This is a genomic window from Burkholderia sp. MSMB0856, assembly GCF_001524645.2.
Taxonomy (GTDB): Bacteria; Pseudomonadota; Gammaproteobacteria; order Burkholderiales; family Burkholderiaceae; genus Burkholderia; species Burkholderia diffusa.
In genome coordinates, this window is sequence record NZ_CP013427.1 from 2,001,339 (window position 1) to 2,024,742 (window position 23,404).

Consider the following 23,404-nt stretch of genomic DNA (forward strand, 5'->3'; position numbering starts at 1 on the left):
GTTTGATCTTTCCGCCCCGCCGCCGCGAATCCATTGTCCCGTCGCGCGCCGGCCGGTCCTGCCCGGACGCCCGCTGTTTGGTTACGCCGCTCTAGCGCGCTATGCCACACTGCACGGCATCGACGTCCGCGCCGCGCAACGGCCGTGCGCCCTCGCCGATCACGACAAGACATGGAGACAGACGATGCGGAATGCGGTCCGGCGCGGCCATCGCACGCCTTTGGCATTTCTCGACTGGATGGCCGGCCCGCGACGCGCGGCCGCGTCGGTTTCACCGGGCACCTCTCGTGTGTTCGGCCTTGGCGCGCTTGCGCTCGCGCTGCTCTGCGCCGGCTGCGCGGAACCGGCCGCGCAGCGCGACGGCAACACGTCTGTCGCATCGACGAAGATCGAGCGCGCCAAGGCCAAACGCCTCGCCCGCGAACAGCAGATCGCGCGCACGGTGCCGTCGCTCGCATCGCTCAGCCTCACTCAGCCGCGCCCGTTCACGCTGCGCGACTCGGGCCAGAACGGTGCGATGACGTTCCTGCGCGACGTCGATTTCCGCATCGTCAACAACCTCGGCTTCTTCATCCATCAACTGTCCGCGACACTCGTGCCGACGCAGGCCGGCGCGCCGATCGTGTTCGACGATCCGACGAGTTTCGAGATCGACGTGCACGAAGGCACGGTCACGCTCGACAACGCGAAGCTGACCGCCCTCTTCAACACGTACATCTTCGGTTACCGCAACGCGCCGCTGCGCAAGCTCGCGGTGTCGGCAGGCGACGGCGTGATCCATCTGCAGGGCGAGATGCAGCGCGACGGCTGGGTGCCGTTCTCGCTGACCGGCACGCTCACGATCCGCGACGGCAGCCAGCTCGTATTCCACCCGACCGGCGTACTTGTGTCGGGCATCAACGCGCAGCCGGTGATGCGCGCGGCCAACGTGAAGATGGCCGATTTGCTGAAGGTCGAGACGCCGATCGCGCGGCTCGCCGGTGACGACCTCGTGATGTCGGTCGACAAGCTGATGCCGCCGCCGCGGCTGAAGATCAGGATCACCGCGCTGCGCGTGACGCAGGCCGGCCTCGACCTGACACTCGACGACGGCTCGCACGCCGGCTTCGCGCTGCCCGCGAACGCGCCGCAACAGGCGATGTACATCCGCGGCGGCGACGTGAAGTTCATGCGCTCGATGCCGATGAATGCCGACATCCTGATCGGCCCCGTCGATCCGACCAAGCGTGACCAGCATTTCGTCTTCGACCTGTATCACTATCGCGACCAGGTATCGGCCGGCTATTTCAATTTCGACGAAAGCGGCGCGATGGCGATCCGGATGCCGTCGTACACGGGCCCCGCGAGCGGCGCCGCGCTCGGCAACGCGGCAGCTCGCCTGAACGACAGCTTCCTCGCCGCGCAGCAGACCGCGTTGCACGACTCGCGCCAGCATTGGGAAGCGTTTGCACTCGCGGCCGGCACGGCGCAGCCCGGCATGCAGAAAGTTGCGATGCGGCGCTCGTCGGCCATCCCGTTCAACGAACGGCACGTGTCGAACCGCAACCCGACGATCCATCTGCACAATGTCGACTTCAACCTGTCCGGCGACATCGGCTTCCACGTCGAGGATCTCGACGTCCAGCTCGTCGCGAAACGGCCGGGCGAACCGGTCGACCTCGACGATCCGAACCAGTACGACATCCGCATCCTCGGCGGCACGGTCGTCGAATCGTGGAAGGCGATGTCGGCGCTCTTCAACAGCTACCTGCTCGACTACTCGCCGCGCTCGCTGAACGACCTGCAGTTGAGCGCGGACGGTCAGGACCTGCGCGTCCAGGGCGGCATCAAGCTCTGGAATCACGTGCCCGGAGTGTGGCTGCCGACCGACATGAAGGGCTCGCTTTCGGTGCTCGACGACCGGCACCTCGCGTTCCGGCCGTCGCAGGTATCGGTGCTCGGCATCCCGCAGGCGAAGCTGCTTCGCTCGCTCGGCATCGAGCTCGCGTCGTTGACGCCGCTGCAGCGCCGCGGCGCGGAACTGCGCGGCGACACGCTCGTGCTCGACCAGTACACCGTCTTTCCGCCGCCGGTGCTGAGCGGCAAGCTCGGCCAGGCCACGGTCGAACGCGACGGACTGCGCCTCACGTTCCGGCGCGTTGCCGACGCACCCATGCCGAAGCGGCCGCAGATCGACGCGCCGAGCTACATGTGGATGGAAGGCGGCGACGTGAAGATGTTCAACGTGCTGGAACTGAACGTGCGCGCGTTGATCCGGAACTCGGCCGAGGCAGGCCCGATGCGCTTCGACCTGTACAGCTACCGCAGCCAGGTCGCGCAAGGCTCGGTGCGGATGCTGCCGGACGGCACGCTGGTCGTCGACATGGGCAAGCCGAATCCGCTCGCATCGCGCTGATCCGGGCAGGCACGCGTGCATGAAAAAAGCCCGGTGGCGCTTCGCCAACCGGGCTTCGTGTCGATCCGAGCGTCGCGCTCAGTCGTGCTTCAGTCCGTCGATCACGTCGAGGAGCGCCTGCCGCAGCGCGATCACGTCGACGGTTGTCCCCGGCTTGCCCGATGCACGCGCATCGGCGGCCGGCACGTCGGGCTCGACCGGGGCGCCTGCAGCACGCTCGCCGGCCGGTGAATCGAGCCGGTTGCGCGCCCCGTTGATCGTGAACCCCTGTTCGTACAGCAACTCGCGAATCCGCCGGATCAGCAGCACTTCGTGATGCTGGTAGTACCGGCGATTGCCACGTCGCTTCACCGGTCGCAACTGCGTGAATTCCTGCTCCCAGTAACGCAGTACGTGCGGCTTGACCCCGCACAGCTCACTGACTTCACCGATCGTGAAGTAGCGCTTCGCGGGAATCGGAGGCAAGACGACTTTCTCAACCGTAGTGGTCATCGTCGGTTAACCGTCGGTAAAGGGTGCGCGGCGGCCGCGCGGAGACGTCAGCGCGCGGGCGTTACTCCGCGCCGTTTTCGACCAGCGCCTTCAGCTTCTGGCTCGCGTGGAAGGTTACCACCCGGCGAGCCGCGATCGGAATCGCCTCGCCCGTCTTCGGATTGCGGCCCGGACGCTGCGGCTTGTCGCGCAACTGGAAGTTGCCGAACCCCGACAGCTTGACGCTTTCACCGTTCTCGAGCGCGTCGCGGATCACTTCGAAAAACGCCTCGACCATGTCCTTCGCTTCACGCTTGTTCAGCCCGACGCTGTCGAACAGCAGCTCCGCCAGTTCCGCTTTCGTCAGCGTCGGCGTCTCGGTGGACGCCGGCGCCGAAGCGTCGCGGTTCATGGCACTGCGTTGCGCCGTCAGGAGGGCTTCGAATTCACTCGAGGTCATGTCGTTCATATCTGCCATACAGCGCGTTAAACCAAAACTCACGATGGGGAAGCGCCGCCCTCAAACGGACGGCCCCTCTCCTTAGCCGCGCAGGCGGCCACCAGCACGAGCCATCCGCTCGACCAGCGTCTGGATCGCCTGATCGACGACCTCGTCCTGTAGCGTGCCAGCCGCGTCCTGCAGCGTCACGCGGAAGGCAAGGCTCTTCTCGTGCGCGGCGAGACCACCGGAAGTATTTGATTTTGCACGAAATTCGTCGAAGAGTACAACCTTCTGAACGAATCGGCAGGCGTCTTCGGCCAGCGCCTTCTTCATTTCGTCGAAAAGCGCCTGAACCTCGACCGCCTGATCGACCACGACCGCGATATCGCGCCGCACCGGCGGGAATTTCGACACGTCGGTCGGCGCCGGCAGCGCACGTGCGATCAGCGCATCCGCGTCGATTTCGAAAATCACCGGCGCATGCGGCAGCTCGTACTTCTGCATCAGGCGCGGATGGAGCTCGCCGATCCAGCCGACCGCGCGGCCATCGACCTCGATGCGCGCGCTGCGACCCGGATGGAGGGCCGGATGCTCGGCCTTCACGAAGCGCGCGGCGGCCGGCGCGAGCAGCGCCTCGAGATCGCCCTTCACGTCGAAGAAATCGACTGCGCGGGTCGCGACGCCCCACTGCTCGTCGACCGCGGGGCCGTACGCGAGCGCGCCGACACGCTTCGGCTGCGTGTAGCCTTCGACGGTCAGTTCGCCGGCCTTCACCGACGGATCGGCGAGGAACACGCGGCCCGTCTCGAACACGCGAACGCGATCCGCGCGGCGGTTCAGGTTGTGGCGCAGTACCGAGATCAGGCTGCCGAACAGCGTCGTACGCATCACTGACAGCTGGCTCGCGATCGGGTTCAGCAGGCGGATCGGGTTGTCGTTGCCGGCGAAGTCGTGCTCCCACTCCGCATCGACGAAGCTGAAGTTGACCGTTTCGGCGTAGTCGCGCGCCGCAAGCGCGTGACGGATGTCATGGATCGAACGCCGCGTCTCGTTGGTCGCGCGCATCTCGCTCGTCGCGACCGGCGGACGTGCCGGGATCTTCTCGAAGCCGTAGATGCGTGCCACTTCCTCGATCAGGTCTTCCTCGATCTCGATGTCGAAGCGATGCGACGGCGGCGTGACCAGGAATGCGTCGTCGTCACGCTCGAACTGCAGGCGCAGGCGCGTGAAGATGTTGGCGATCTCGTCGGCGTCGATCTTCACGCCGATGATGCGGTTCGCGCGCGACACGCGCATCTTCACCGGCGCGCGCTGCGGCAGATTCACTACCTGGTCGTCGACCGGGCCGGCCTTGCCGCCGCAGATCTCGAGAATCAGCTGCGTGATGCGCTCGACGTGCTCGACGGTCGTCGCGTAGTCGACGCCGCGCTCGAAGCGATGGGCCGCATCGGTCGAGAAGTTGTACTTGCGCGCGCGGCCACGGATGCTGTCCGGCCACCAGAACGCGGCCTCCAGGTAAATGTTGGTCGTGTCGAGGGTGACGGCCGTGCTGTCGCCGCCCATGATGCCCGCGAGGCTTTCGACCTGACGGTCGTCCGCAATCACGCCGACCGTTTCGTCGAGCTCGACCGTGTTGCCGTTCAGCAGCTTCAGCGACTCGCCGCGCTTGCCCCAGCGCACCTCAATACCGCCGTGGATCTTGTCCAGATCGAACACGTGCGACGGGCGGCCGAGCTCGAACATCACGTAGTTCGAGATGTCGACGAGCGCCGACACGCTGCGCTGGCCCGAACGCTCGAGGCGCTCGACCATCCATTGCGGGGTCTTCGCATGTGCGTTCACGCCGCGGATCACGCGACCCGAGAAGCGGCCGCACAGATCGGGGGCGGCGATGCGCACGGGCAGCGTTTCGTCGAGCTCGACGCACACCGGACGGATGTCGACCGGCGCCAGCGGCGCGCCGGTGATCGCGGCCGTCTCGCGCGCGATGCCGAACACGGACAGGCAGTCGGCCTTGTTCGGTGTCAGCTTGATTTCGAAGATCGTGTCGTCGAGATTGAGCGTATCGCGGATGTCCTGGCCGACCGGCGTGTCTTCCGGCAGGATCAGCAGGCCGCTGTGGTCCTCGGACAGCTTCAGCTCACGCGCCGAGCACAGCATCCCCTGGCTCTCCACGCCGCGCAGCTTCGACAGCTTGATCGCGAACGGCTTGCCGCCCTCTTCCGCCGGCGGCAGTTCCGCGCCGACCAGCGCGACCGGCACCTTGATGCCGGGCGCCACGTTCGGTGCGCCGCACACGATATTCAGCGTCGCGCCGGTGCCGGCGTCGACCTGGCAGACATTGAGCTTGTCCGCATCCGGATGCTTGACGACTTCGAGCACGCGGCCGACGACGATCTTCGACGTCGGCGGCGCAGCCTTGCTCAGCGATTCGACTTCGAGCCCCGCCATCGTCAGCGCGTGCGACAGTTCGTCGGTCGTCAGCTGCGGGTCGACAAAGGTTCTCAACCAGGATTCAGGGAATTGCATGGATGTCTACGTTCGAAACAGGTTAGATCGGCGCCCGGCCCCGTCGGAAACGTCCGGCGGGCATGCGCGGGCACATGGCGGCGCGGCGCGTGCGTTATGCGAACTGGCGCAGGAAACGCAGGTCGTTCTCGAAGAACAGCCGGAGATCCTGCACGCCGTAGCGCAGCATCGTCAGGCGCTCGAGGCCGCTGCCGAACGCAAAGCCGATGTAGCGCTCGGGATCGAGGCCCATGTTGCGGATCACGGTCGGATGCACCTGCCCCGAGCCCGAGATCTCGAGCCATTTGCCGGCGTTCTTGCCGTGCTCGAACATCATGTCGATCTCGGCCGACGGTTCCGTGAACGGGAAATACGACGGACGGAAGCGCACGAGGATGTCGTCGCGCTCGAAGAATTTCTTCAGGAAATCGGTATAGACGCCCTTGAGGTCGGCGAAGCTGATGTTTTCGTCGATCCACAGCCCCTCGACCTGATTGAACATCGGCGAGTGGGTCGCATCGCTGTCGACGCGATACGTACGGCCCGGTGCGATCACCTTGATCGGCGGACGGTTCATGCGCGCGTAACGCACCTGCATCGGGCTCGTGTGCGTGCGCAGCAGCAACTGGCGGCCGTCGGCGTCCTTGCCTTCGACGTAGAAGGTGTCCTGCATCGAACGCGCCGGATGGTTCTCCGGGCTGTTCAACGACGTGAAGTTGTACCAGTCGGTCTCGATTTCGGGACCGTCGGCTACGTCGAAGCCGATCGAGCGGAAAATCTGTTCGACGCGCTCCCACGTGCGCATCACGGGGTGCAGGCTGCCTGCACCGGCGCCGCGACCCGGCAGCGTGACGTCGATCGCCTCGGCGGCAAGGCGCTGGTTCAGCAGCGCATCGGCGAGCGCCTGACGGCGTGCGGTCAGCGCGGCTTCCACCTGCTGCTTCACGACGTTGATGCGTGCGCCTTCGGTCTTGCGTGCTTCGGGATCGAGCTTGCCGAGGCCCTTGAGCAACTCGGTCAGCGCACCCGACTTGCCGAGAAATCGTGCTTTCTCGTTTTCGAGCGTGGTGATGTCGGCAGCCTGTTCAAAGGACTGCTGCGCGTCGGCGACAATCTGGTCCAGATCCATAGATCCCATCATTTCCAACGTCATTCGGTCTTGGCGAGCGAAACTGCCCGCCAAACAAAAAAGGGGCTCGGAAGAGCCCCGTTTTCGCTGCAGCGGCCGAAACTACCGGAACATCGCTGCAACTAACCACGCAGTGCTAATTTCGCAATTAGGCTGCAACGGCGGCTTTCACCTGCTTGACGATCGCAGCAAAAGCAGCCTTGTCGAACACCGCCATGTCGGCCAGGACCTTACGGTCGAGTTCGATCGACGCCTTCTTCAGGCCGTTGATGAACACGCTGTAGGTCATGTCGTGCTGGCGAACTGCCGCGTTGATACGCGTGATCCACAGTGCGCGGAACACACGCTTCTTGTTGCGGCGATCGCGGTACGCGTACTGACCAGCGCGCATCACCGCCTGCTTGGCGATGCGGTAGACGTTATTGCGACGGCCGCGATAACCCTTGGCCAGGTTGATGATCTTCTTGTGGCGGGCCCGTGCGGTTACCCCACGTTTGACTCGAGGCATGTTTCTCTCCTTGGAGTATCAGTTGAGGGGTTACGCGAACGGCAGCATTGCGCGGACGGAGTTCAGATCGGAATCATGAACTGCCGTTGCGCCGCGCAGGTGACGCTTGTTCTTCGTGGTTTTCTTGGTCAGGATGTGGCGCTTGAAGGCTTGACCGCGCTTGACGGTACCGCCCGGACGCACCACGAAGCGCTTTGCAGCACTCTTCTTGGTCTTCATCTTAGGCATGACGAACAACTCCAGTTTATTTGATGGCGATGGGTGTGCGGTTGGCTTGCGCCCTTGACCCGCCCTTCGAAACCCAGTCCACTTGTGTACGGCGAACCACTTGCGCAGCCGCCGTCATTGTTGGCGCGCCGCCCTGACCGGGCAACGCACCGAACCACTTTCGAACCTGCGCGGCATGCGCGCGGGCCCGTTACTTCTTTTTCTTCGGCGAGAGCACCATGATCATCTGGCGCCCTTCCATCTTCGGCATCTGCTCGACCTGGCCGACTTCCTCGAGATCCGTGCGCAGACGCTCAAGCATCCGCATGCCGATCTCCTGGTGAGCCATTTCACGGCCGCGGAAACGCAACGTGATCTTCGTCTTGTCGCCCTCTTCGAGGAAGCGCACGAGATTGCGAAGCTTGACGTTGTAGTCACCGTCATCGGTACCCGGGCGGAATTTGACTTCCTTCACCTGGATGACCTTTTGCTTCAGCTTCGCTTCGTGCTGCTTCTTGGACTCCTGATACTTGAACTTGCCGTAGTCCATCAGACGGCAGACCGGCGGAACCGCTTGCGGCGCGATTTCCACCAGGTCAACATCCAGCTCTTCCGATTTACGGAAAGCATCAGCGAGTTTTACGATACCGAGCGGTTCGTTCTCGATCCCGACCAGACGCACTTCCGGCGCAGTGATTTCACCGTTGATGCGATGCGACGACTTATCAGTAGCGATGTTACGTTTCCTCTAAAAATTAAAAAAACGAGCCGCGCTGCCAGGGCGGTTACTTGAACGAGCGCAGGTCTTCCTGCAGACGCTCAACGAAGGCTTCGATCGGCATAACGCCAAGATCGACGCCGCCACGGGCACGCACGGCTACCGTTTGCGCATCACGCTCCTTATCGCCCACGACGAGGAGATAAGGCACCTTTTCCAGCGTGTGCTCGCGTATTTTATAGCTAATCTTCTCGTTGCGCAAATCGGCCGCCACTCTAACCCCTTGTTTTTGCAACGTTTGGGCCAGAGATTGTGCGTATTCCGCCTGACTTTCGGCGATATTGAGCACAATTGCCTGGAACGGCGCGAGCCAGACCGGCATTGCACCAGCGTGGTGCTCGATCAGAATGCCGAGGAATCGCTCCATCGAACCGACGATCGCACGGTGCAGCATCACGGGCCGGCGGCGGCTGTTGTCTTCCGCGACGTACTCGGCACCGAGGCGTTCCGGCAGCATCATGTCGAGCTGCAGCGTGCCGCATTGCCACGAACGGCCGAGCGCATCCTTGATGTGGTACTCGATCTTCGGTCCATAGAACGCACCTTCGCCCGGCAGTTCTTCCCACGACAGGCCGCAGGCCGTCAGCGCTTCGCGCAGCCCCTGCTCGGCACGGTCCCACGTTTCGTCGGAACCCATGCGCTGCTCGGGACGCAGCGACAGCTTGATATCGATGTGCTCGAAGCCGAAATCGCCGTACACGCTCATCGCGAGCTTGTTGAACGCGATCGACTCGGCAATGATCTGGTCTTCCGTACAGAAGATGTGCGCATCGTCCTGCACGAAGCCGCGCACGCGCATCAGGCCATGCAGCGCGCCCGATGCCTCGTTGCGATGGCACGAACCGAATTCCGCGTAGCGCAGCGGCAGGTCGCGGTACGAGCGCAGGCCGTGCTTGAACACCTGAACGTGACCCGGACAGTTCATCGGCTTGATCGCGTAGTCGCGCTTCTCCGACTCCGTCGTGAACATGTTCTCGCGGTAGTTCTGCCAGTGGCCCGACGCCTCCCACAGCGAGCGGTCCATGATCATCGGGGTCTTGATCTCCTGGTACCCGGCTTCATTCACGCGGCGGCGCATGTACTGCTCGACCTGCTGCCACAGCGCCCAGCCCTTCGGATGCCAGAACACCATGCCCGGCGACTCTTCCTGCACGTGAAACAGGTCGAGCTGCTTGCCGAGCTTGCGGTGGTCGCGCTTTTCCGCTTCCTCGAGCATGTGCAGGTACTGATCCTGATCTTCCTTCTTCGTCCAGGCCGTACCGTAGATGCGCTGCAACTGCTCGTTCTTCGAGTCGCCGCGCCAGTACGCGCCCGCGACCTTCATCAGCTTGAAGACCTTCAGCTTGCCGGTCGACGGCACGTGCGGGCCGCGGCAGAGATCCGTGAAGCCGCCGTGCGAGTACAGTTTGATTTCGTCGCTTTGCGGAATCGATTCGATGATTTCGGCCTTGTACTTCTCGCCGAGGCTGCGGAAATAGCCGGCCGCCTCGTCGCGCGACACGACGCGGCGCGTCACCGGCTCGTCCTTCTTCGCGAGCTCCTGCATGCGCTTTTCGATCTTTTCCAGATCTTCGGGCGTAAACGGGCGGTTATACGAGAAGTCGTAGTAGAAGCCGTTGTCGATCACCGGACCGATCGTCACCTGCGCATCCGGATACAGATCCTTCACCGCGTAGGCAAGCAAGTGCGCGGTCGAGTGACGGATGATGTCGAGACCGTCGGCATCCTTGTCCGTGACGATTGCGAGCGACGCATCGCGATCGATCACCGTGGACGTATCGACCAGCTCGCCGTCGAGCTTGCCCCCAAGCGCAGCCTTCGCAAGGCCGGGACCGATCGAGGCTGCAACCTCGGCAACTGTCACCGGATGCTCGTATTGTCGAACTGAGCCGTCAGGCAAGCGTATCGAAACCATAGCAATCTCCGTGATGCCGACAGTGGGCGGCAGACCAAGCACGCGATATCAAAGTCACGCGCGAAAATTTCGCGACAAAAAAAATGCGGCCCCGCTTTCGAGGGGCCGCATTCGATACTTCACTCAAACTGAAAGGGCGAAAGGGTTCCTCGACTAGCGTCGCTCCGAAAAGGTTTCGGTCAACGTTCGCGGTGTCATAACCGTATTCGCCTTGTTCGCGTTGAGTTATTTACTGCATCGAACACCCGGAAACCGGGCATTCTCAATTCGTTGGTAGGCTCGATTGGACTCGAACCAACGACCCCCACCATGTCAAGGTGGTGCTCTAACCAGCTGAGCTACGAGCCTAGAGAAGCTGAAATTATATGGAGCTATCGTTCATTTGGCAAGCGCTTTTATGCGGTCGCAGCAAAATGATTGCGCTCCAACCCCATTTACAGGGGCGTCACGTCTTGCGCCCCGCCCGCACGACACCCGGCACTTCGCCGAGCAGCGTGCACGCGCGCTGCACCTGCGCGGAATTGGACACCTCGACCGTGAACTGCATGAATGCCGCATTCCGGCGACTCTGCGTCTTCACGCCCACCACGTTCATCTTCTCGCGTGCGAACACTTCGGAGATGTCGCGCAGCAAGCCTTGCCGGTCGCTCGCCTCGATCATCAGATCGACCGGATAGACGGACACGCCACGGCCGCCCAGCACGTCGGCCGACCAGGTCGTCTGCAACACGCGCTCCGGCGCCCGTTCGGCCATGCGCCGGAACGTCGGGCAGTCGCTGCGGTGAATCGACATCCCCTTGCCGCGCGTCACGAAGCCGCTGATCGGGTCCGGCGGCGCCGGACGGCAGCAGCGCGCAAGCTGGGTCAGCAGCGCATCGACGCCGACCACCAGCACGCCGGTCGACGCGCCGTGCGCGACACTCGCGCCGCTGCTGCGTTTCTCGAAATCGGCGGGCGCCTCGGGTGCATGCTCGGGCGGCGGCGCATCGGACAGCGCGTGCTCGACGTTGCGCAGGCTGAATTCTTCCTTGCCGACGACCGAGAACAGCTCCTCGGGCGACTTGAAGCCGAGCTTCGCGGCGAGGTTGTCGAGATTGACCGACGTCTTGCCCTCGCGCTGCAGCGTCTTTTCGACGAGCGCGCGACCATGCGCGATGTTCTCTTCCTGCTCGATCGAGTTGAACCACGCACGCACCTTCTGCCGCGCACGCGGACTCTTCAGGTAGCCGAGCTGCAGGTTCAGCCAGTCGCGCGACGGCCCACCCTCCTTCACCGCGACGATCTCGACCGTCTGGCCGTTCGCGAGCGCCGTGTTCAGCGGCACCATCACACCGTCGACGCGCGCGCCGCGGCAGCGATGGCCGAGCTCGCTGTGCAGGTGGTACGCGAAATCGACCGGCGTCGCGCCCTGCGGCAACGCAATCACCCGCGCCTGCGGCGTCAGCACGTAAATGTGGTCGTCGTCGAGCGACGTCTCGCGCAGTTGGGCCCACGCCTGGTCGCCGGATACTTCCGTGCCGTCCTCGACGTCGTCCTTCCACGCGAGCAGCTGGCGCAGCCACGCGATCTTCTCGTCGTACTTGTCGCTCGCCGAGAACTGGCCGCCATAGCCGCGCGCGCCGGCCTCCTTGTAGCGCCAGTGCGCGGCGACACCGTACTCCGCGAAACGGTGCATTTCCTGCGTGCGGATCTGCACTTCGAACGCGCGGCCGTCGTCACCGATCACGACCGTATGCAGCGACTTGTAGCCGTTTGGCTTCGGACGCGAGATGTAATCGTCGAATTCCTTCGGCACCGGCTGCCACAGGTGATGCACGATGCCGAGCACCGCGTAGCAATCCTTGATGTCCGGCACGATCACGCGGAACGCGCGCACATCGTACAGCTCGGAGAAATCGAGCTCCTTGCCGCGCATCTTGCGCCAGATGCTGTAGATGTGCTTCGGCCGCCCGCTCACGTCGGCCGGGATGTGCGCTTCCGCCAGCTCGTGCTGCAGCCGCTCGATCGCCTGCGCGACGTACGCCTCGCGTTCGATGCGCTTTTCATCGAGCAGCTTGGCGATGCGCTTGTACGTGACCGGATCCTCGAAGCGGAACGCGAGGTCCTCGAGCTCCCACTTCAGTTGCCAGATACCGAGACGGTTCGCGAGCGGCGCATAGATCTCGAGCGTCTCGCGCGCGACGTCGGGCGGCGGATCGATCTTCGCCGCCGCGTAGTAGCGCAGCGACTGCAACCGCGACGCCAGCCGGATCAGCACCACGCGGATGTCCTGCGCGAACGCAAGCAGCATCTTGCGCAACGCCTCGATCTGCGTGCGCCGCTCTTGGGCGGCGTCGCGCCCGGCGTCCGGCATTGCGTTCTGCGCCGCGCGCAGGCTCACGGTGCCGAGCCGCAGCAGCTTGCGCACGTCGGATACGAGCCTCGCGACCTCTTCGCCGAAACGTTCGGTCAGCTCCCGCTCGGGATCGCTCAGGTGCGGCGTCAGCACGAACAGCGCGGCCGCCTGCATCGCGTGCGGATCGACGTTCAGCGTGCGCATGATCGACGCCGTGCCCGCCGAGTGATCGGCCAGCAGCTCGCCCGACGACAGGCGTGCGTCACCGGCACGCTCGCGCACGAACGCGAGCACGTCGTCGAACGACGGTGCCGCGACGGAAGAAGCGGAAACGGATTCGGTCATCGCACGGCCTGGCGCATTGCTGTCATCGGAACGCTTCGCTCAGCTCCGTTGCGCGGCGACGACGACGATCTCGACGAGCAGCGCCGGATCCGCGAGCTTCGCCTCGACGGTCGCGCGCGGCGGCGTATTGCCCTGCGCGACCCACGCGTCCCACTCCGCGTTCATGCCCTCGAAGTTCGCGAGATCCGAAATGTAGATCTGCACCGACAGCAGATGTGCCTTGTCGCTGTTCGCTTCGGCGAGCAGGCGGTCGATGTGGCCGAGCACTTCGCGCGTCTGGCCCTTGATGTCCTGGGTGGTGTCTTCGGCGATCTGGCCGGCCAGATACACGGTACCGTTGTGGATCGCGGTTTCGGAGAGACGCGCTCCGACGTGGTGACGAATGACTGCCATGGAATGTTCCGGTCGTATGAGTGGGTGAGAATCGGCGACGACGCGGCCCGCGTGCCGCCGAACCGCATATTATGACGCGTTTATGCGTCGCTTTCGACGAAAAACCGACGGGCAAGCGCAATCTGGTCATCGCCGATGAACGCTGGCGCATGGCCCGCGCCCTGGATCTCGGCCTGCGTCACGTGCCGGCCGCGACGCACCATCTCCGCCAACGTGTCGCGCGACAGCAGGTCGGAACGCTCGCCGCGCACGACGAGCAGCGACGCGTCGGTGGTCTCGATCGCGCGCCACAGCGCGGCCTCGCCGAGCGCGGCCAGCTCGGGCGTCGTCGCCTTGAACGGCTCGGCGATGCGCGGATCGTAGCGCATCGTCCACCCCCCGTCGGGTAGCTCGCGCAGCAACGGCCCGTTAATCTCGCGCCATTCGTCGTCGGTCAACGCGCCAAACGGCAGCGATAGCGACGTCAGATAGTCGATGCCCTCCTGTTCGGTCGCGAAACGCGGCTGCACGCCGAGGTATTCGCCGATGCGCGTCAGCGAATCGGGCTCGATGCGCGGGCCGACGTCGTTGACGATCATGCGGCGCAGCGGCGAACCGGGAAGCCCCGCGAGCGCCATGCCGATCAGGCCGCCCATCGACGTGCCGAACCAGTCGACCGACTCGACGTCGAGCCGCGCGATCAGCGTGACCATGTCGGCCACATATTGCGGAATCGCATAAAGCCGCGGATCGGCGAGCCAGTCGGAGCGTCCGCGCCCGACGACGTCGGGGCAGACGACGCGATACGTATCGGACAACGCGGCGGCAAGCCGGTCGAAGTCGCGCCCCGAACGGGTCAGGCCGTGCACGCAGACCAGCACGCGAGGATTGGCGGGGTCGCCCCATTCGGTATAGGCGACGTGGTGAAGGCCGGCGGCGCTCGCACACTGCACGCGTCGCTGACGGGGAACCGGAGGATTCGCTGAGGTTGTTGGCATCGTTGGCATCCTGTCGAACGGGGGCGGTGCGGCGGGCAACACTCGCGCCGCCCGATGCGAACGATTGTAAACCGCTTCGCAACGACGGGCCGTGACGCGGCCGCGGTCATCCGACGCATCTTCCCGACCGCTCACGCACTGCGGCGCCACGTCTCGCGCAACTGGTCGCGCAGGAAATCGACGAACGCCCGCACGCGCAGCGGCACGTGACGGCCGCCGGGATAGACGGCATGGAGCGGTGCCGCAGGCGCCGCGAATGTCGGCAACACACGCACGAGCCGGCCGGCCTCGAGATCGGCACCGACGTCCCAGATCGACTTCAGCGCAATGCCCGCGCCCTCCAATGCCAACGTACGAGCTGCACCGCCGTCGTTCGTCAGCAGCGCGGCCGTCACTTCGACCGTCACTGCGCCCTGTGCACCGTCGAACCGCCACTCCGTACGAGGCTGGTCGCCCATCACGATGCATCGATGTGCACGAAGTTCGGCCGGATGAGCCGGCAGCCCGTGCACGGCGAGATAGCTCGACGACGCGCATAGCACGCGATGATTCGGCGCCAGTTCGCGCGCGATCATCGTCGAATCGGCAAGGCTGCCGATCCGCACGGCAACGTCGATGTCCTGCGCGAGCAGATCGACGATCGTGTCGGTCAGCATCAGTTGCACGATCAGCTCCGGATGTTGCCGCTGAAACGCCGCGACGAGCGGCGCGATCCGCAGCCGGCCGAGCTCGCCGGGCCCCGTCAGGCGCAGCACGCCGCTGACCGTGCCGCGACGGTCGCTCATCAGCGTTTCGGCGCGATCGACCTCGGCCAGGATGCGCAGCACCTGCGCATGGAACTGCGCCCCGTCGTCGGTCAGCGTCTGCTGCCGCGTCGTCCGGTGCAGCAGACGCACGCCCAGTTGCGACTCGAGATGCGCGAGCCGCTTGCTGACGACGGACAGCGACAAGTCAAGCTCGCGCGCCGCTGCGGACAGGCTGCCGGCCGACACGATTCTCGCGAACGTATCGAGCGCCGGGAGATCGTCGATCAGCATCGCGGCACCTGCCCTGCGTCGACCTTTCCTTTTTTCGAATAATCCATTCGCCTTTTCCCCGTATTTCAGCTCGAAACGGAAACCTACCATACCTGTACCGCGTCGCCCCACGACGCCATCCAGAGGACACCCGAAACCATGCCGATCCCCTTTCCTTCGATCGCACGCCCGATCAGCCGCGTCATCGCTGCAGCGGCCTGCGTCGTTGCGCTGTCGCCTGCCGCATCCCGCGCCGCCGACCTTCTCGATGCGCACAGCCTGACGGTCGCGGCCGACGTGCCGGCTACGCAGGCACGTGCGCAAATCCTCGCCGCGCGTCGCTACGGCACCTTCTGGAATACCGGTGATGCCGCCCTCGCCCGCGCCGCACTCGCGGCCGATTTCGTCGACCGAACGTTGCCGGCCGGTCGTGAGCAAGGTGTAGCGGGACCACTCGCGGCGTCCGGCACGATGCGCACGGCCATCCCGGACCTGCGCTGCGACATCGACCAGATGATCGTGGCGGGCGACCGTGTCGTCGTGCACCTGCACTTTCGCGGACATTTCACCGGCACGTTCAATGGAACGACCGGAAACGGACAGGCGATCGACTTCATCGCGACGGACATCTACCGGATCGACCACGGCCGGATAGCGGAAAACTGGCACATCGAGGACAACCTGACGCTGATGCGTCAGCTCGGGCTCGTCGGATGACGGAGGAAACGATGACTCACCGCAATCACGGCTCGACAACGCATCCGGCTCGCCGCACGTTTCTTGCACAAGCGGGCGCCGGGCTGGCAGCCGGCATCGCGATGGCCGCGGGCGCCTCCGGGTCGGCAACGGCCGCCCCGACACCGGGCCCCGCATCGGCAGGTACCGGCGGGTTCTGGCAGGACGACACGCGCCTCGTCATCTCGATCTCGATGCAGTTCGAGGCCGGCGGACAACCGCCGAAGGGCGCGGATAGCCCGTTCCCGTCCGTCGAATTCCCGTCATCGGTGCCGGTCGATCTGGCGTCGGCCACGTGGTTCGCATATGGCTACCGCGAAGGCATTCCGCGCCTTCTCGACCTGTGGGACCGGCATGGCGTGAAAGTCACGTCGCACATGATCGGAGAGGCCGCGCGCCGGCATCCCGAACTGGCACGCGAGATCGTGTCGCGCGGCCACGAAGCGGCCGCGCACGGCTCGACCTGGCGATCGCAGTTCGCGATGAATCGCGACGACGAGTGCCGCTTCCTCACCGAAGCCCGCGACATGGTCGAAGCAGTGACGGGCAGGCGCCCGATCGGCTACAACTGCAACTGGCTGCGGCGCGGACCGAACACGCTGCCGCTGCTGCAGGAACTCGGCTACCTGTATCACATCGACGACGTCAGCCGCGACGAGCCCTTCATCGAAACCGTCGACGGTCGCAATTTCGCGGTCGTTCCGTACACGTTGCGCAACAACGACATCCTGCTGATCGAAGGCCGCAACTATTCGCCGACGATGTTCCTCGATCAGATCAAGCTCGATTTCGACCAGTTGTACGCGGAAGCCGGACAGCGGCGGCGATTGATGTCGATCAGCGCGCACGACCGGATCAGCGGCACGCCGCAGATGGTCCGTGCGTGGGACGCATTCCTGCACTACGCTCGATCGCATCCGGGCGTTGCCTTCATGCGCAAGGACGACATTGCCCGCTTTGCCCTGCACAGCCCGTCGACGTTGCGCGAAGCCGAAACGATCTGACCGGATTGCGCTCACCTCATCACCTCGGAAGGACCACCATGAACGATTCACTCCACGGAAAGAAGATACTCGTCGTCGGCGGCAGTTCCGGCATCGGTGCCGCCGCCGCGAAAGCATTCGCACAACATGGCGCTGTCGTGACGATTGCATCGCGCGACCCGGCCCGGTTCAATGCAGATGTCGCGCCGGGCGCGCAAGTCCGCGCCGAAGTGCTCGACATCACCGATACGGCGGCCGTCGATGCGTTCTGCGCGCGCGCCGGACAGTTCGACCACGTCGTGATTTCGGCGGCGAAGACGGCGACGGGCCCGGTCCGCGCGCTGCCGCTTGCCGACGCGCAAGCCGCGATGGACAGCAAATTCTGGGGCACATACCGCGTCGCACGCTCGATCGATATCGCGCCCGGCGGCTCGCTGACGTTCGTGTCGGGTTACCTCAGCGTACGGCCGAACGCATCGTCGGTCCTGCAGGGCGCGATCAACGCGGCGCTCGAGGCGCTCGCCCGCGGCCTTGCACTCGAGCTGGCACCCGTTCGAGTGAATGCCGTGTCGCCCGGCCTGATCGCGACGCCATTGTGGGACAAGCTCACGCCCGATGCGCGCGACGCGATGTACGCGGGCGCCGAGCAGCGCCTTCCGGCACGCCGCGTGGGCCAGCCGGAGGACGTTGCGAATGCGATCGTGTATCTGGCGACAACGCCTTATGCGACCGGCTCGACGGTACTGATCGACGGCGGCGGTGCAATCGCGTAGCGTATGCGGCCATGACAAAACGCCCCGCGTTCCATCGCGGAACGCGGGGCGTCGAGAGTCGCGCCGGTAAGCCAGCGCTTACGCGACCGCGCTCACATCGAGCGGCGCGCCCGTCTTCGTCTGGATCTCTTCCACGCTCACGCCGTCGGCGAGCTCGAGCACCTTCAGGCCATTCGGCGTCACTTCGATCACACCGAGATCGGTGATGATCAGGTCGACCACGCCGACGCCCGTCAGCGGCAGATTGCATTCGTCGAGGATCTTGTGCTGGTCGCCCTTCGCGACGTGCTCCATCAGCACGACGACGCGCTTCACACCCGCGACGAGGTCCATCGCGCCGCCCATCCCCTTGATCATCTTGCCCGGGATCATCCAGTTCGCGAGGTCGCCCGTCTTGCTGACCTGCATTGCGCCGAGGATCGCGAGGTTGATGTGGCCGCCGCGGATCATCGCGAACGAATCCGCCGACGAGAAGATCGACGAACCCGGCAGCGTCGTGACGGTCTGCTTGCCGGCGTTGATCAGGTCGGCGTCGACTTCGTCCTCGGTCGGCGACGGGCCGATGCCGAGCAGGCCGTTTTCCGACTGCAGCCACACCTCGACGCCCGCCGGCACGTGGTTCGCGACGAGCGTCGGCAGCCCGATGCCCAGGTTCACATAGAAGCCGTCCTGCAGTTCCTTCGCCGCGCGCGCGGCCATCTGGTCACGATTCCAGGCCATGTCAGTCTCCTTTCGCGCGTACGACGCGTTGTTCGATGCGTTTTTCGGGCGTCGCGTTCAACACGATGCGCTGCACGAAGATCCCCGGCGTATGGATCTGATCCGGATCGAGCGTGCCGTTCTCGACGATCTCCTCGACTTCCGCCACGGTGATCTTGCCCGCCATCGCGCACATCGGGTTGAAGTTGCGCGCGGTGCGGCGATAGATCAGGTTGCCGGATTTGTCGGCCTTCCACGCCTTCACAAGCGCGACGTCGGCCGTCAGCGACGGCTCGAGCACGTAATGACGATCGCCGAATTGGCGCGTTTCCTTGCCTTCCGCGATCACGGTGCCGTAGCCGGTGTTCGTGAAAAACGCGGGGATGCCGGCGCCGCCCGCGCGCAGCTTCTCGGCGAGCGTGCCCTGCGGCGTGAATTCGAGCTCGAGTTCGCCGGCCAGGTACTGGCGCTCGAACTCCTTGTTCTCGCCGACGTACGACGAGATCATCTTCTTGATCTGGCGCGTTTCCAGCAGCAGGCCGAGACCGAAGCCGTCGACGCCCGCGTTGTTGCTGATGCAGGTGATGCCCTTGACGGCGGAGTCGCGCAGCGCCGCGATCAGCGCCTCGGGAATCCCGCACAGGCCGAAGCCGCCCACCGCGAAGGTCTGTCCGTCGCGGACGATCCCTTCCAGCGCGGCAGCCGCGCTTGGATAGACTTTGTTCATCTGTATGTCCCTTCCTCTATGGAAACCAGCAAAACCGGTTCACGCGCCCACTGGGCCGCAAGCCCGCCGCATCATTCTATGCATGCACGGCGATACCTGCGTCGAAGCGCGCTGTTTTTATATCGCGACAAGGCGCCGCGAGATGCCTGAAAGGGTACGATGCGGCGCGGATGCGGCACAATACGCAAAAATACATAAGCGTTTGCCTCCGCTTGCCTGCGCCATGCCCGCTCTCGATTACCAGACTGCCTTTCACCTCGCGCCGCTCGGCCTCGTGATGTCGCGCGACCGCGTGATCGAGGACTGCAACGACGCGCTCGCGTCGATCTTCCGCTGTGCGCGGGCCGACCTGATCGGAAAGTCGTACGAAGTGCTCTATCCGTCGCCGGACGAATTCCAGCGCATCGGCGAGCGCATCTCGCGCGTGATGATCGCGAACGGCACCTACGCCGATGACAGAATCATGAAACGAGCCGACGGCGAGCTGTTCTGGTGCCACGTGACGGGCCGCGCGCTCGACCGCACCGCACCGCTCGCAGCCGGCGTCTGGACGTTCGAGGACCTGAGCGCGACGCGCCGCGTCGCCGTCGAGCTGACGCCGCGCGAGCGCGAGATCGCCGCGCAGCTCGCGACCGGCAAGACCAGCAAGCAGATCGGGCGCGTGCTCGACATCAGTTCGCGCACGGTCGACATCTATCGGGCGCGGCTGATGCGCAAGTACGGCACCAACAATACGCCGGAACTGCTGCAGCGCCTGCTCGGCCAGTAAAAGCCCCCCCGGAATGGCAATCGGCCGCGTGAAGCGGCCGATTCCGGAGATTTTCAACGGGAAATGGCGACACACCGGCGCCCGGGCGCCGGCTTCGGTGCCGCCGCGCTCAGCCGACCTTCGCCGCGAGCGCGCGCTCGATGGTGTCGCGCAGCAGTTGCGGCAACGGCACCGACTTGCCGAGCGCGTAGTCGACCCATACGCAGCGCGCGTTACCGCGCGCATAGACGTGCTCCGGATCGTCAGCGCGCGTCAGCTCGAAACCGGTGTCGAAGCTGCTGCGGCCGGGCTTCGCGGCCGACATCCTCGCGATCACGTCGCCCGGATAGTGCAGCTGCTTCAGGAACTCCATCGACGCCGTGACGATCACGGGCCCCTGCCCCTCACCGTTGCCGCCCGCGATGCCGAGTTGCTCGAACCACGAGATCCGGGCCTGTTCCATGTAGCGGAAATAGACCGTGTTGTTCACGTGGCCGAACGCATCCATGTCGCCCCAGCGGATCGGCATCGACATTTCAAATACGGGGGAATATTCGCTCATTACAGTCTTCTTTGTTGCTGAATGTCATCCACTCAGGCGAGGCCGAAGCCGTCGTCGGCGGAGATAATCGAGCCGTTGATGAACTGCGACTCGTCAGCCGCGAGCAGCAACAACAGCCCGTCGAGATCCTGCGGCTTGCCGACGCGCCGACGCGGCAGCATCGACTGCAGCTTCTGGCCCTGCTCGGTTTCCCACAGGTAATGATTGATTTCGGTATCGATATAGCCCGGACAGATCGCGTTGACATTGATTCCGTGGCGGCCCCATTCGAGCGCCATCGCACGCGTCATCTGCACGACCGCCGACTTGCTCATCGCATACAGCCCGATCTGCGGAAACACGCGCAGCCCGGCCACCGAAGCGATGTTGATGATCCGGTAAGGCGGCTTGCCGTTGCCGTTCCCGCGCATGATCATCCGCTTCGCGACTTCCTGCGCGACGAAAAACGCGCCGCGCGTGTTGGTGTCGAACACGAACTCGAAATCGGCCGGCGTCACGTCGACGAGCTTCTGCATCGTCGAGACGCCCGAATTGTTCACGAGGATGTCGATCGTGCCGGCTTCCGTTTCCGCGTGCGCGATGGCCGCCTTGATGCTCTGCACGTCGGTGACGTCGAGCGACACGACGTGCGCGGCACCGCCCGCCGCCTCGATTTCCGCGCGCAACTCCTTCAGGCGCTCGACGCGGCGGCTCGCGAGCACGACCTTCGCGCCGGCCTGCGACAGCACCTGTGCGAAGCGTTGCCCGAGGCCGCTCGATGCGCCCGTGACCAGCGCGACCTTGCCTTCCAGATTGATCGATCGACCCATTGCACATCCCCTTTCGATGTCGTTTCGCCGCCGCGGGCGCCCTGTCCCACGCAGCATAACCCTAGCACAAAAAATAGAACGATCGTGCTAATCTACGCGCATGCTGTTGCGGCAAGCGTTTCGTTTCGCAGACAATACGCTCCCGAATAAAAGCATTCTAACGGTTAGAGGAACGCCAATGACCCCCGCAAGCCTCATCGAGCAATACGGCCCGCGCGAATCGATGGAATACGACGTCGTGATCGTCGGCGGCGGCCCCGCCGGGCTGTCGGCGGCGATCCGGCTCAAGCAGCTGGCCGCCGAGAAAGGCACCGAGATCGGCGTGTGCGTGCTCGAGAAGGGTTCCGAGATCGGCGCGCACATCCTGTCGGGCGCGGTGATGGACCCGCGCGCGATCACCGAGCTGTTTCCCGACTGGAAGGAACAGGGCGCGCCCTTGAACGTCGAGGTGACGGAAGACCGCTTCCTGTTCCTGTCCGAGAACAGCGCGGTCACGACGCCCAACTGGGCGCTGCCCGACAACTTCAAGAACCACGGCAACTACGTGATTTCGCTGGGCAACGTCACGCGCTGGCTTGGGGCACAGGCCGAAGCGCTGGGCGTCGAGATCTTCCCGGGCTTTCCCGCAGCCGAGATTCTCTACAACGACGACGGCTCCGTAAAAGGCGTCGCCACCGGCAACATGGGCGTGGGCAAGGACGGCGAGCCGACCGAGAACTTCCAGCTCGGCATGGAGCTGCACGCGAAGTACACGCTGTTCGCCGAAGGCTGCCGTGGCCATCTGGGCCGCCAGCTGATCTCGAAGTTCAAGCTCGACGCGAACGCCGATCCGCAAGCCTACGGAATCGGGATCAAGGAACTGTGGGAAATCGATCCCGCGAAGCACAAGCCGGGTCTCGTGATCCACACGGCCGGCTGGCCGCTGAAGTCGGATACGTACGGCGGCTCGTTCCTGTATCACATGGACAACAACCAGGTCGTGGTCGGCTTCGTGGTGGGCCTGGGCTACACGAACCCGTACCTGTCGCCGTTCGAGGAATTCCAGCGCTACAAGACGCACCCGTCGATCCGCGCGTTCCTGGAAGGCGGCAAGCGCGTGTCGTACGGCGCGCGGGCGATCACGGCCGGCGGCCTGCTGTCGCTGCCGAAGACGGTGTTCCCGGGCGGCGCGCTGATCGGCGACGACGCGGGCTTCCTGAACGCATCGCGGATCAAGGGCAGCCATGCGGCGATCAAGACCGGCATGCTGGCGGCGGACGCGGCGTTCGACGCGCTGCAGGCCGGCCGCCAGAGCGACGAGCTCAACGCGTATCCGGACGCCTTCAAGCAATCGTGGCTGCATACGGAGTTGTACCGCGCGCGCAACTTCAAGCAGTGGATGGCGAAGGGCCTGTATCTCGGCACGCTGATGGTCGGGCTCGAGCAGAAGGTGATGGGCGGCAACGTGCCGTGGACGCTGCACCACAAGCATGCGGACCACGAGATGCTGAAGCCGGCGTCGCAATGCACGCCGATCGAGTATCCGAAGCCGGACGGCAAGCTGACGTTCGACCGGCTGTCGTCGGTGTTCATCTCGAACACGAACCACGAGGAGAACCAGCCGGCGCACCTGACGCTGAAAGACGCAAACGTGCCGGTGAACGTGAACCTGCGCACGTACGCGGGGCCGGAGGGACGCTTCTGCCCGGCGGCGGTGTACGAGTTCGTGAAGAACGACGACGGCAGCGACCGGCTGGTGATCAACGCGCAGAACTGCGTGCACTGCAAGACCTGCGACATCAAGGACCCGACGCAGAACATCGTGTGGGTCACGCCGGAAGGCGGCGGCGGGCCGAATTACCCGAACATGTAACCTGCCGGAAAACGCCGCCTTGCGCGGCGTTTTTTTCGTCCCGTCAGCATTCGACGCCGCCCTGCCCGCCACCGGGCGCGCGATTGCCGCACCGAAC

Annotated in this window: 22 protein-coding genes and 1 tRNA gene; 6 read left to right on the forward strand and 17 right to left on the reverse strand. The window is 64.7% G+C overall.

Going from position 1 to position 23,404, the window contains the following annotated elements:
* Nucleotides 1-184 precede the first annotated feature (184 nt).
* On the forward strand, nucleotides 185-2,395 hold the full coding sequence (locus WS87_RS10575; protein WP_059818054.1) for a hypothetical protein: 2,211 nt from the start codon (nucleotides 185-187) through the stop codon (nucleotides 2,393-2,395).
* 78 nt (nucleotides 2,396-2,473) lie between these two features.
* Here the strand turns inward: WS87_RS10575 and WS87_RS10580 are convergent, their stop codons facing one another.
* The 13 genes from WS87_RS10580 to WS87_RS10645 all read right to left on the reverse strand — a co-directional run bounded on the left by WS87_RS10580 (nucleotide 2,474) and on the right by WS87_RS10645 (nucleotide 15,440).
* Nucleotides 2,474-2,887, reverse strand: a complete 414-nt coding sequence (locus tag WS87_RS10580; protein WP_059818052.1) for a MerR family transcriptional regulator — start codon at nucleotides 2,885-2,887, stop codon at nucleotides 2,474-2,476.
* Nucleotides 2,888-2,948: 61 nt separating this feature from the next.
* Nucleotides 2,949-3,335: an integration host factor subunit alpha gene (locus WS87_RS10585; protein WP_006486093.1), complete on the reverse strand. Its 387-nt coding sequence runs from the start codon at nucleotides 3,333-3,335 to the stop codon at nucleotides 2,949-2,951.
* 72 nt (nucleotides 3,336-3,407) lie between these two features.
* Nucleotides 3,408-5,837 carry a phenylalanine--tRNA ligase subunit beta gene (gene pheT, locus WS87_RS10590; RefSeq protein WP_059818050.1) on the reverse strand — a complete coding sequence of 810 codons (2,430 nt, stop codon included), beginning with the start codon at nucleotides 5,835-5,837 and terminating at the stop codon, nucleotides 3,408-3,410.
* 94 nt (nucleotides 5,838-5,931) lie between these two features.
* Nucleotides 5,932-6,945, reverse strand: a complete 1,014-nt coding sequence (gene pheS / locus WS87_RS10595; RefSeq protein ID WP_014897235.1) for a phenylalanine--tRNA ligase subunit alpha — start codon at nucleotides 6,943-6,945, stop codon at nucleotides 5,932-5,934.
* Between the two features lie 148 nt (nucleotides 6,946-7,093).
* Nucleotides 7,094-7,453 (reverse strand): 50S ribosomal protein L20, encoded by a 360-nt coding sequence (gene rplT, locus WS87_RS10600; protein WP_004192938.1) that lies wholly within the window; start codon nucleotides 7,451-7,453, stop codon nucleotides 7,094-7,096.
* A 30-nt stretch (nucleotides 7,454-7,483) separates the two neighbouring features.
* Nucleotides 7,484-7,681, reverse strand: a complete 198-nt coding sequence (gene rpmI / locus WS87_RS10605) for a 50S ribosomal protein L35 (protein ID WP_004191477.1) — start codon at nucleotides 7,679-7,681, stop codon at nucleotides 7,484-7,486.
* 190 nt (nucleotides 7,682-7,871) lie between these two features.
* Nucleotides 7,872-8,396, reverse strand: coding sequence for a translation initiation factor IF-3 (gene infC, locus WS87_RS10610; RefSeq protein ID WP_071734130.1), 525 nt, complete (start codon nucleotides 8,394-8,396; stop codon nucleotides 7,872-7,874).
* Nucleotides 8,397-8,445: 49 nt separating this feature from the next.
* Nucleotides 8,446-10,353 carry a threonine--tRNA ligase gene (gene thrS, locus WS87_RS10615; protein ID WP_059818048.1) on the reverse strand — a complete coding sequence of 636 codons (1,908 nt, stop codon included), beginning with the start codon at nucleotides 10,351-10,353 and terminating at the stop codon, nucleotides 8,446-8,448.
* Between the two features lie 271 nt (nucleotides 10,354-10,624).
* Nucleotides 10,625-10,701: transfer RNA gene (locus WS87_RS10625), tRNA-Val, on the reverse strand.
* Nucleotides 10,702-10,798: 97 nt separating this feature from the next.
* The gene (locus WS87_RS10630) at nucleotides 10,799-13,033 is read right to left on the reverse strand and encodes a RelA/SpoT family protein (protein ID WP_059818046.1); all 2,235 of its coding nucleotides are present in this window, start codon (nucleotides 13,031-13,033) and stop codon (nucleotides 10,799-10,801) included.
* A gap of 39 nt (nucleotides 13,034-13,072) precedes the next feature.
* Nucleotides 13,073-13,426: a RidA family protein gene (locus WS87_RS10635; protein ID WP_014897238.1), complete on the reverse strand. Its 354-nt coding sequence runs from the start codon at nucleotides 13,424-13,426 to the stop codon at nucleotides 13,073-13,075.
* Nucleotides 13,427-13,506: 80 nt separating this feature from the next.
* Nucleotides 13,507-14,403 (reverse strand): alpha/beta fold hydrolase, encoded by an 897-nt coding sequence (locus WS87_RS10640; protein ID WP_059818044.1) that lies wholly within the window; start codon nucleotides 14,401-14,403, stop codon nucleotides 13,507-13,509.
* 131 nt (nucleotides 14,404-14,534) lie between these two features.
* The gene (locus tag WS87_RS10645; protein WP_059818042.1) at nucleotides 14,535-15,440 is read right to left on the reverse strand and encodes a LysR family transcriptional regulator; all 906 of its coding nucleotides are present in this window, start codon (nucleotides 15,438-15,440) and stop codon (nucleotides 14,535-14,537) included.
* Between the two features lie 138 nt (nucleotides 15,441-15,578).
* Here WS87_RS10645 and WS87_RS10650 point away from each other — a divergent pair, with 138 nt between their 5' ends.
* The 3 genes from WS87_RS10650 to WS87_RS10660 are packed head-to-tail and all read left to right on the forward strand — an operon-like array spanning nucleotide 15,579 to nucleotide 17,910.
* Nucleotides 15,579-16,136, forward strand: a complete 558-nt coding sequence (locus WS87_RS10650) for an ester cyclase (RefSeq protein WP_059818040.1) — start codon at nucleotides 15,579-15,581, stop codon at nucleotides 16,134-16,136.
* A gap of 11 nt (nucleotides 16,137-16,147) precedes the next feature.
* Nucleotides 16,148-17,158, forward strand: a complete 1,011-nt coding sequence (locus WS87_RS10655) for a polysaccharide deacetylase family protein (protein WP_059818278.1) — start codon at nucleotides 16,148-16,150, stop codon at nucleotides 17,156-17,158.
* Nucleotides 17,159-17,196: 38 nt separating this feature from the next.
* Entirely contained in the window at nucleotides 17,197-17,910 is a 714-nt protein-coding gene (locus tag WS87_RS10660; protein ID WP_059818038.1) for an SDR family oxidoreductase, read from the forward strand.
* Between the two features lie 78 nt (nucleotides 17,911-17,988).
* Here the strand turns inward: WS87_RS10660 and WS87_RS10665 are convergent, their stop codons facing one another.
* Nucleotides 17,989-18,630 carry a CoA transferase subunit B gene (locus tag WS87_RS10665; protein WP_059533109.1) on the reverse strand — a complete coding sequence of 214 codons (642 nt, stop codon included), beginning with the start codon at nucleotides 18,628-18,630 and terminating at the stop codon, nucleotides 17,989-17,991.
* A gap of 1 nt (nucleotide 18,631) precedes the next feature.
* Nucleotides 18,632-19,336 carry a CoA transferase subunit A gene (locus tag WS87_RS10670; RefSeq protein ID WP_059533110.1) on the reverse strand — a complete coding sequence of 235 codons (705 nt, stop codon included), beginning with the start codon at nucleotides 19,334-19,336 and terminating at the stop codon, nucleotides 18,632-18,634.
* A gap of 223 nt (nucleotides 19,337-19,559) precedes the next feature.
* On the opposite strand from WS87_RS10670, the gene WS87_RS10675 reads away from it, so the two are divergent.
* Nucleotides 19,560-20,105, forward strand: a complete 546-nt coding sequence (locus WS87_RS10675; protein WP_059447349.1) for a LuxR C-terminal-related transcriptional regulator — start codon at nucleotides 19,560-19,562, stop codon at nucleotides 20,103-20,105.
* Nucleotides 20,106-20,214: 109 nt separating this feature from the next.
* Here WS87_RS10675 and WS87_RS10680 read toward each other — a convergent pair whose 3' ends face one another.
* Both WS87_RS10680 and WS87_RS10685 read right to left on the reverse strand, forming a co-directional pair.
* Nucleotides 20,215-20,646 carry an acyl-CoA thioesterase gene (locus tag WS87_RS10680; RefSeq protein WP_059533112.1) on the reverse strand — a complete coding sequence of 144 codons (432 nt, stop codon included), beginning with the start codon at nucleotides 20,644-20,646 and terminating at the stop codon, nucleotides 20,215-20,217.
* Nucleotides 20,647-20,678: 32 nt separating this feature from the next.
* Nucleotides 20,679-21,455, reverse strand: coding sequence for an SDR family oxidoreductase (locus WS87_RS10685; RefSeq protein WP_059533114.1), 777 nt, complete (start codon nucleotides 21,453-21,455; stop codon nucleotides 20,679-20,681).
* 178 nt (nucleotides 21,456-21,633) lie between these two features.
* Between WS87_RS10685 and WS87_RS10690 the strand changes: the two genes are divergently transcribed.
* Nucleotides 21,634-23,307 (forward strand): electron transfer flavoprotein-ubiquinone oxidoreductase, encoded by a 1,674-nt coding sequence (locus WS87_RS10690; protein WP_059818036.1) that lies wholly within the window; start codon nucleotides 21,634-21,636, stop codon nucleotides 23,305-23,307.
* The last annotated feature ends 97 nt before the right edge of the window (nucleotides 23,308-23,404 follow it).

What these genes read in the sequence shown, in the direction of transcription:
- WS87_RS10630 (WP_059818046.1), bottom strand. Translation starts at nt 13,033, where the DNA reads ATGACCGAATCCGTTTCCGCTTCTTCCGTCGCGGCACCGTCGTTCGAC.
- WS87_RS10690 (WP_059818036.1), top strand. Translation starts at nt 21,634, where the DNA reads ATGACCCCCGCAAGCCTCATCGAGCAATACGGCCCGCGCGAATCGATG.
- WS87_RS10670 (WP_059533110.1), bottom strand. Translation starts at nt 19,336, where the DNA reads ATGAACAAAGTCTATCCAAGCGCGGCTGCCGCGCTGGAAGGGATCGTC.
- WS87_RS10635 (WP_014897238.1), bottom strand. Translation starts at nt 13,426, where the DNA reads ATGGCAGTCATTCGTCACCACGTCGGAGCGCGTCTCTCCGAAACCGCG.
- WS87_RS10650 (WP_059818040.1), top strand. Translation starts at nt 15,579, where the DNA reads ATGCCGATCCCCTTTCCTTCGATCGCACGCCCGATCAGCCGCGTCATC.
- rplT (WP_004192938.1), bottom strand. Translation starts at nt 7,453, where the DNA reads ATGCCTCGAGTCAAACGTGGGGTAACCGCACGGGCCCGCCACAAGAAG.
- WS87_RS10645 (WP_059818042.1), bottom strand. Translation starts at nt 15,440, where the DNA reads ATGCTGATCGACGATCTCCCGGCGCTCGATACGTTCGCGAGAATCGTG.
- WS87_RS10685 (WP_059533114.1), bottom strand. Translation starts at nt 21,455, where the DNA reads ATGGGTCGATCGATCAATCTGGAAGGCAAGGTCGCGCTGGTCACGGGC.
- WS87_RS10585 (WP_006486093.1), bottom strand. Translation starts at nt 3,335, where the DNA reads ATGAACGACATGACCTCGAGTGAATTCGAAGCCCTCCTGACGGCGCAA.
- rpmI (WP_004191477.1), bottom strand. Translation starts at nt 7,681, where the DNA reads ATGCCTAAGATGAAGACCAAGAAGAGTGCTGCAAAGCGCTTCGTGGTG.
- WS87_RS10640 (WP_059818044.1), bottom strand. Translation starts at nt 14,403, where the DNA reads ATGCCAACAACCTCAGCGAATCCTCCGGTTCCCCGTCAGCGACGCGTG.
- pheS (WP_014897235.1), bottom strand. Translation starts at nt 6,945, where the DNA reads ATGGATCTGGACCAGATTGTCGCCGACGCGCAGCAGTCCTTTGAACAG.
- WS87_RS10660 (WP_059818038.1), top strand. Translation starts at nt 17,197, where the DNA reads ATGAACGATTCACTCCACGGAAAGAAGATACTCGTCGTCGGCGGCAGT.
- WS87_RS10675 (WP_059447349.1), top strand. Translation starts at nt 19,560, where the DNA reads ATGCCCGCTCTCGATTACCAGACTGCCTTTCACCTCGCGCCGCTCGGC.
- pheT (WP_059818050.1), bottom strand. Translation starts at nt 5,837, where the DNA reads ATGCAATTCCCTGAATCCTGGTTGAGAACCTTTGTCGACCCGCAGCTG.
- WS87_RS10580 (WP_059818052.1), bottom strand. Translation starts at nt 2,887, where the DNA reads ATGACCACTACGGTTGAGAAAGTCGTCTTGCCTCCGATTCCCGCGAAG.
- thrS (WP_059818048.1), bottom strand. Translation starts at nt 10,353, where the DNA reads ATGGTTTCGATACGCTTGCCTGACGGCTCAGTTCGACAATACGAGCAT.
- WS87_RS10665 (WP_059533109.1), bottom strand. Translation starts at nt 18,630, where the DNA reads ATGGCCTGGAATCGTGACCAGATGGCCGCGCGCGCGGCGAAGGAACTG.
- WS87_RS10680 (WP_059533112.1), bottom strand. Translation starts at nt 20,646, where the DNA reads ATGAGCGAATATTCCCCCGTATTTGAAATGTCGATGCCGATCCGCTGG.
- WS87_RS10575 (WP_059818054.1), top strand. Translation starts at nt 185, where the DNA reads ATGCGGAATGCGGTCCGGCGCGGCCATCGCACGCCTTTGGCATTTCTC.
- WS87_RS10655 (WP_059818278.1), top strand. Translation starts at nt 16,148, where the DNA reads ATGACTCACCGCAATCACGGCTCGACAACGCATCCGGCTCGCCGCACG.